This is a genomic window from Dietzia sp. CQ4 (assembly GCF_014145125.1).
Classification (GTDB): domain Bacteria; phylum Actinomycetota; class Actinomycetes; order Mycobacteriales; family Mycobacteriaceae; genus Dietzia; species Dietzia natronolimnaea.
In genome coordinates this window covers 1-6,141 of record NZ_JAALDZ010000095.1, presented here as the reverse complement: position 1 = coordinate 6,141, position 6,141 = coordinate 1, and the positions used below count along the sequence as shown (strand labels likewise).

Here is a 6,141-nt window from a genome sequence, read left to right as displayed (position 1 = left end):
CCCGCTGTGTCCGAGCCCGCTGTGTCCGAGCCCGCTGTGTCCGAGCCCGTGAGCGTCGTCGTGCCGAGGCCCAGGCAGACGCCGACGGGCAGACCGCCCTCGGCGATGGTCTCGCCCAGCGCGGAGGCCACCCGGCCCCCGGCACGCGAGACCAGGACGCCCGCGAGGGCGGTCGACAGGATCGGGCCCGGGGCCATCCGGGCGGTGGCCTCCTCGAGCATGCAGGCCAGGTCGACGATCTCGGCCCCGGCCCCGCCGTGCTCCTCGGCGACGGCCACGCCGAAGATCCCCAATCCGGCCAACTGCGGCCAATGCGCCTTCCAGGCGTCCGGGTCCGTCTCCTGGGCGCGTACTGTGTCCACGGGATCGACGGACTTCGCCCAGGACTTGATCGAGTTCTGGATCTCGGTCTGATCCGGGGTGGTGGCGATGCTCACGGTGGCTCCTCGTCGAGACGGGGTTCGAACCGGCGCCGGTCCGCGGACCGGCGCTCTCCCCCATAGTAGAACGTGTTCTAACAACCGTGTTCTAGAATGCACCAGCAGGACGTGAACACCGAACCCGGCCCCCATCGGCCGCTCGCCAGCCCAGGAGGCTCGCCTCATGACCAAGAGCTCGACCGAGACCGGTTCCGGTCCTGCCGCGTCTGATCCCGCGCCCCGCGGCGACGAGCCCAGCACCTCGTCGCAGCGGGAGCGCCGTCGCCGGATCCTCGACGCCACGCTGGCCCTGGCCGCAAAGGGCGGGTACGAGGCGGTGCAGATGCGCGCGGTGGCCGAGAAGGCCGAGGTCGCGGTGGGCACGCTCTACCGCTACTTCCCCTCCAAGGTCCATCTCCTGGTCTCGGCACTGGCCCGCGAGTTCCGCCGCCTGGACCAGCGCACGGAGCGTTCGGCCCCGCCCGGGGACACCGCCCAGGAGCGCATGAAGGTCGTGGTGGACATGATCACCAGGTCTATGCAGCGCGATCCCAACCTCACCGAGGCCATGACCCGGGCGTTCATGTTCGCCGACGCGTCGGTGGCCAACGAGGTCGAGGAGGTGGGCTTCTACATGGACCGGATCATCGCCCGCGCCATGGCCCAGGGGGAACCGGACGAGGTCCAGCTCTCGATCGCCCGCGTGGTCTCCGACGTGTGGATGTCCAACCTCGTCTCCTGGCTCACCAGGCGGTCCTCGGCGGCGGACGTCAACAGCCGCCTGGGCCTGACCATCGATCTCCTGCTGGGCACGGACGACTCCCCCCGCCGGGCGCGGCTGCACACCGCCATCGGCAAGGGGAACGGGGCGTCCGAGGAGAACGCGGAGGCAGGGGCCGAGCCCGGGGCCTGACCGACCTCCTCACCCACCCCGCCGCGACCGCAGCCGCACACGGTCTTCCCGTGTGCGGCTGCGGTGGTCGCGCGCCTGGGGTGCTCAGACGGCCAGGGGTTCGAGCCCCCTCGGTCAGGGCACCACGACCGTCGGGACCTGACGCACCAGGTGCGAGACGTCCGCCGTCCACCGCACCGGGCCGTCCGCGGGCGTCCAGGCGGTGAGAAGGTCCGAGACCTTGGCCGTCATCTCCCGGCTGAGCCGCAGGAACGAGGTCCCGGGCTGCTCGTCGACCTCTCCGAGGATCAGCCACCAGGCCCAGGCCACCGCGCCGGCGTTGGCCACGAAGTCCGGCAGCACCGCGATCCCGCGCGCGGTCAGGTCGAGTTCGGCGTCGATGGTGGTGGCGGCGTTGGCGGCCTCCACCACGATCGACGCGCTGACGGACGCGCAGTTGTCCGCGGTGATGGCGTACGAGACCGCGGCGGGGACCAGGACGTCGACGTCCATCCCGATGATCTGGTCCCGCTCCAGCCGCTGGACGCGGGCGGGGACGGCTCCCCGGTCGATCTCACCGAAGCGGTCGCGGGTGGCCAGCAGCGCGGGGATGTCGAGGCCAGCCGGGTCGTAGAGCGTCCCGGCGGCGTCGGCCACCGCCACCACGGTCATCCCGGCCTCGTGCAGGTACCAGGCGGCGGCGCCGCCCATCGTGCCCACGCCCTGGACCGCGACGGTGGTGCGTCCGACGTCCCAGCCGCGCACGTACGCCGCGGCCAGACACGCCTGCGCCACGCCGTACCCGCCGATCACGTCGCCGAGCAACCCGCCGGGCACCTCGGCGGTGAGCCCGCGGAAGATACGTGCGGCGGTCGCGGCGGGATCCTCGGAGCGCTCGATGGCGGCGTGGTACGACTGCCGCATCCCCAGCCCGGCGAAGACCTCGTCGATCAGGTGCTGCGGAACCCCCAGGTCCTCGGCGGTCACCCAGTGACGGTCGAGGAACGGGCGCATCGCCTCGCAGAACCGGCCCAGCACCTCCACGGCGCGGGGATCCTTGGGGTCGAAGTCGATCCCGCCCTTGGCGCCGCCGACGGGGAGGTCGAAGGCCGCGGTCTTGCGGGTCATGCCGCGGGCCAGGTCCTCCACCTCACCCAGGGTGCAGCCGGCCCGCATCCTGGTCCCGCCGGTGGCCAGGCCACCGACGAGGGTGTCCACGACGAGGAACCCTCGGGCGCCGGTGACGTCGTCCTTCCAGTGCAGCCGCAGGTACGGTTCGCGGGTGGCGGGACCCTCCGCGGGTGGAGCCGGCACTGCCACCGGCACCGACCCGGTTGTCGCGGTGAAACCCGGAATCTCGATGGATGTCATGGTGCTCGCCTCCTGAAACGCCTCGTCCCGACTCTCCGGCGGGGTCCCTCAAGCATGGGAGCGGGGACGGGCCCGGGTCCAGCGAGAATCGATGGACCCGACCGTTCACTTTTTCTGCACTGTCCCCGGTCAGCCCCTACGCTCGGGGCCATGGAGCCGTCACTGCACCGACTCAGACTGCTCCGCGAACTCGAGCGTCGCGGGACCGTGACCGCCGTCGCCGGGGCCCTGGACTACACGGTCTCCGCTGTGTCCCAACAGCTCGCTCTTCTCGAACGGGAGGCGGGGACCCCCCTGTTCGAGCGTCGTGGCCGCCGGATCGGGCTCACCGAGGCCGGGTTGGTCCTGGCCGGGCACGCGGAGACCATCCTGGCCGCGGTGGAGGACGCCGGGCACGCGATGGAATCGGCCCGGGCCGGCGTCGGGACGACCCTCACGGCCGGGGTCTGGGCATCGGTGGCCACGACCCTGCTGCCCGCCGGGATCCGGGTGCTCGCCCGGGACCACCCGGGGATCGAGGTGCGCAGCCGCGAGCTCGCCCCGGAGGACACCACGGGCGCGGTCCGGGACGGCTCCCTCGACCTGGCCTTCGTCCTGGACTACTCCAGCTACACGATGGCCCGGGTCCCCGAGCTCACCCGGACACCCATCGCCGTGGAGTCACTGCACCTCGTGGCCCCCCGCGGGTCGATCGACGCCGGCGAGGTGGCGCTGCGCGACTTCGCGGGCAAGCCCTGGGTCCTGGCCCACCCGCGCTCGCACTTCGGCAGGGCGGTGCGGCTCGCCTGCCGGGAGGCGGGGTTCGAACCGGACATCCGTCACGAGGCCGGTGAGCAGTCGACCGCACTCGCCCTGGTCGCCGCGGGCCTCGGCGTGACCCTGGCCTCCGACCTCGGGCTGGGCACCTCGACCGCCGAGGTGGACGTGCTGCCACTGAGCGACACCCTGACCAGGACGGTCTCGATCGCGTACCGGGAGCGGGACGCCCGGCGTCGTCCCCTACGGGCCTTCGTCGACGCGTTCACCGAGGCCGCCCTCGGCCTGGGGCTCGACGCCGCGGAGGCGCGACCGGTCAGCCGCTGACGTATCCCCGGCTCTTGTCGACCAGCGGACCGGGCTCGCCGCCGCCCGCCCAGGTGCGCAGGTGGTGGAGGAACTGCTCCGAGAGGGTGTCCCGCCAGCCCACCACGTCGCCCGACATGTGGGGGCTGACGTGCGCGCCGTCGAGGGTCCACAGCGGGTCGCCGCCGGGGAGCGGTTCGACGACGAGGACGTCCAGGTGCGCCGAGAGTCTGCCCGCCGCGATCTCCTGCGTGAGGGCCTCCTGGTCCACCAGTTGGCCCCGCCCCACGTTGATCACATGGGCGCCGTCCGGGAGCGCCGCCAACTCGGCCGGCCCGAGCATCCCGCGGGTGGCCTCGGTCAACGGGGCCACCATGACCAGGTGGTCGACATCGCCCAGGTGCTCGGCCAGTCGGGCCGAGTCCAGGACGACGCCGAAGTCCTCGTCGTCGTCGGAGGCTCGACGTCCCGCCCCGCGGACGTCCACGCCCACCGCCCTGAGCAGCCGCGCGGTGGCCCGGCCTATCCCCCCGGTCCCCACGACGAGGGCGCGGCGTCCCGCCACGCGGGTGGTCTCGCGGTGGCGCCACACCCCGGCGCGCTGCAGTGCCTCAGTCCGGTGCAGCTGCTTGTCGTGGGCGAGGACGCAGGCCAGGACGTACTCCGCGATGGGCCCGTCGAACACACCACGCGCATTGGTGACCAGGACGTCGGAGTCGCGCAGCTCGTCGAACAGCAGCGTGTCGACCCCGGCGGCGGCCACGTGGACCCATCGCAGCGCGTCGGCGGCGTGCCAGGCGGAGGCCAACGCGTCGGAGAAGATGTCCCACACGAACAGCACCTCGGCGCCGGGCAGCGCCTCGGCCAGGGTGTCGGCGGTGCACTCCCGCACGTCGGCGAGTCCGCGGAGTTCGTCCAGGTGGGTGGGCGGGACGACGCCGTCGGCGGTGAGGAGGACGACTGTCGGTCGCGCGTGCGGGGACCGGTGCTGCTGCGTCATGGACACACCGTAGCGTGCCCGCGACAGCCCCCCGCAGATCGTCGGATTGTTGACAATCTGCCCGGGGGGGTCACACACTGGCCCCATGACCGCGCATCTGTCGCCCCTTCTCAAGCAGGCCACGCCCGTCGTGGTGGACCACGCCCTCGGCTCGTGGATCCACGGCACCGACGGCCGCGACTACCTGGACTTCACGACCGGCATCGGCGTGACCAGCACCGGCCACTGCCACCCCGACGTGGTCGCCGCCGCGCGGGAGCAGTGCGGGAAGATCATCCACGCGCAGTACACGACCGTCATGCACCAACCGCTGCTGCAGCTGACGGAGAAGCTCGGCGACCACCTGCCCGAGGGGATCGATTCGGTCTTCTACGCCAACTCCGGCTCCGAGGCGGTCGAGGCCGCCGTCCGGCTGGCCCGCATGGCCACCGGCCGGCCCAACATCGTCACCGTCCAGGGCGGCTTCCACGGACGCACCGTCGCCGCCGCGAGCCTCACCACCGCCGGGACGCGCTTCTCCGCCGGCTTCTCCCCCCTCATGGGCGGGGTGGTGATGACCCCGTTCCCGCACGCCCTGCGGCACGGGTGGAGCGAGGACGACGCGATCGACTTCGCGCTCGCCGAGCTGGACTACCTCATGGCCTCCCGCGTCGACGCCCGCGAGATCGCGGCGTTCCTCATCGAGCCCGTGCTCGGCGACGGCGGCTACATGGCCACCCCGCCGCGCTACCTGCAGGGGCTGCGGGACCGAGCCGACCGGATCGGCGCGCTGCTCGTGCTCGACGAGGTCCAGGCCGGCATCGGGCGCACCGGCCGGTTCTGGGGCCATCAGCACACCGAGGGCCTGGTCCCGGACGTCATCATCACCGCCAAGGGGATCGCCTCGGGCTTCCCCATCTCCGCGATCGCCGCTCCCGAGGCGATCATGGCCAAGGCCTGGCCCGGATCGCAGGGCGGCACCTACGGCGGCAACGCCGTGGCGGCCGCGGCGGGCGTGGCGACCCTCGGGGTGGTCGCCAGGGAGGGGCTGGTGGCCAACTCCGCCGAGCGCGGAACCCAACTCCTCGAGGGACTGCGGCGTAGCCTCGGCGACGTGGGCGAGATCTGCGACATCCGCGGGACCGGGCTCATGCTGGGCGTCGAGTTCGGTGACCCCACCGCTCCCGCGGGCAGTGCCGGTGCGGTGGAGGCCGCCCGCCTGGCCGGAGCGGTCCAGCAGGCGTGCATCGACGAGGATCTGCTCACCCTCACCTGTGGCCCCACGGGCTCGGTGGTGCGCCTCATCCCCGCGCTGGTGGTGACCGCCGACGAGGTCGACGCCGGCGTCGAGCGGTTCACCCGCGCGGTCCACCGGGTGTGCGACGGGGCGGCGTGACCTCCCGCGTCGCGCCGGCCGC

General features: G+C 72.9%; 6 protein-coding genes. 3 read left to right on the top strand and 3 right to left on the bottom strand.

Translation table 11 applies throughout. The annotated features are described in order from the left end of the window. Positions 1 to 437 (bottom strand): acyl-CoA dehydrogenase family protein (locus G6031_RS06435; protein ID WP_182652800.1); only part of this gene is annotated, 437 nt, incomplete at its 3' end. 166 nt (positions 438 to 603) lie between these two features. Here G6031_RS06435 and kstR point away from each other — a divergent pair. Next, positions 604 to 1,332 carry a cholesterol catabolism transcriptional regulator KstR gene (gene kstR / locus G6031_RS06430; protein WP_182652799.1) on the top strand — a complete coding sequence of 243 codons (729 nt, stop codon included), beginning with the start codon at positions 604 to 606 and terminating at the stop codon, positions 1,330 to 1,332. A 114-nt stretch (positions 1,333 to 1,446) separates the two neighbouring features. On the opposite strand, the gene G6031_RS06425 is transcribed toward kstR, so the two are convergent. Further along, the gene (locus G6031_RS06425; RefSeq protein ID WP_182611027.1) at positions 1,447 to 2,682 is read right to left on the bottom strand and encodes a Glu/Leu/Phe/Val dehydrogenase; all 1,236 of its coding nucleotides are present in this window, start codon (positions 2,680 to 2,682) and stop codon (positions 1,447 to 1,449) included. Between the two features lie 150 nt (positions 2,683 to 2,832). On the opposite strand from G6031_RS06425, the gene G6031_RS06420 reads away from it, so the two are divergent. Next, positions 2,833 to 3,765 carry a LysR family transcriptional regulator gene (locus tag G6031_RS06420; RefSeq protein ID WP_182652798.1) on the top strand — a complete coding sequence of 311 codons (933 nt, stop codon included), beginning with the start codon at positions 2,833 to 2,835 and terminating at the stop codon, positions 3,763 to 3,765. Here the strand turns inward: G6031_RS06420 and G6031_RS06415 are convergent. After that, complete coding sequence (locus G6031_RS06415) at positions 3,755 to 4,744, bottom strand: D-2-hydroxyacid dehydrogenase (protein ID WP_182645380.1); 990 nt, start codon at positions 4,742 to 4,744, stop codon at positions 3,755 to 3,757. The two genes, G6031_RS06420 and G6031_RS06415, sit on opposite strands and share 11 nt — an antisense overlap. An 85-nt stretch (positions 4,745 to 4,829) precedes the next feature. On the opposite strand from G6031_RS06415, the gene G6031_RS06410 reads away from it, so the two are divergent. Then, positions 4,830 to 6,119: an aspartate aminotransferase family protein gene (locus tag G6031_RS06410; protein WP_182652797.1), complete on the top strand. Its 1,290-nt coding sequence runs from the start codon at positions 4,830 to 4,832 to the stop codon at positions 6,117 to 6,119. Positions 6,120 to 6,141 lie beyond the last annotated feature (22 nt).

Excerpts from the sequence above, each read along its gene's own strand:
- kstR (WP_182652799.1), top strand. The coding sequence starts at position 604 with ATGACCAAGAGCTCGACCGAGACCGGTTCCGGTCCTGCCGCGTCTGAT.
- G6031_RS06425 (WP_182611027.1), bottom strand. The coding sequence starts at position 2,682 with ATGACATCCATCGAGATTCCGGGTTTCACCGCGACAACCGGGTCGGTG.
- G6031_RS06420 (WP_182652798.1), top strand. The coding sequence starts at position 2,833 with ATGGAGCCGTCACTGCACCGACTCAGACTGCTCCGCGAACTCGAGCGT.
- G6031_RS06415 (WP_182645380.1), bottom strand. The coding sequence starts at position 4,744 with ATGACGCAGCAGCACCGGTCCCCGCACGCGCGACCGACAGTCGTCCTC.
- G6031_RS06410 (WP_182652797.1), top strand. The coding sequence starts at position 4,830 with ATGACCGCGCATCTGTCGCCCCTTCTCAAGCAGGCCACGCCCGTCGTG.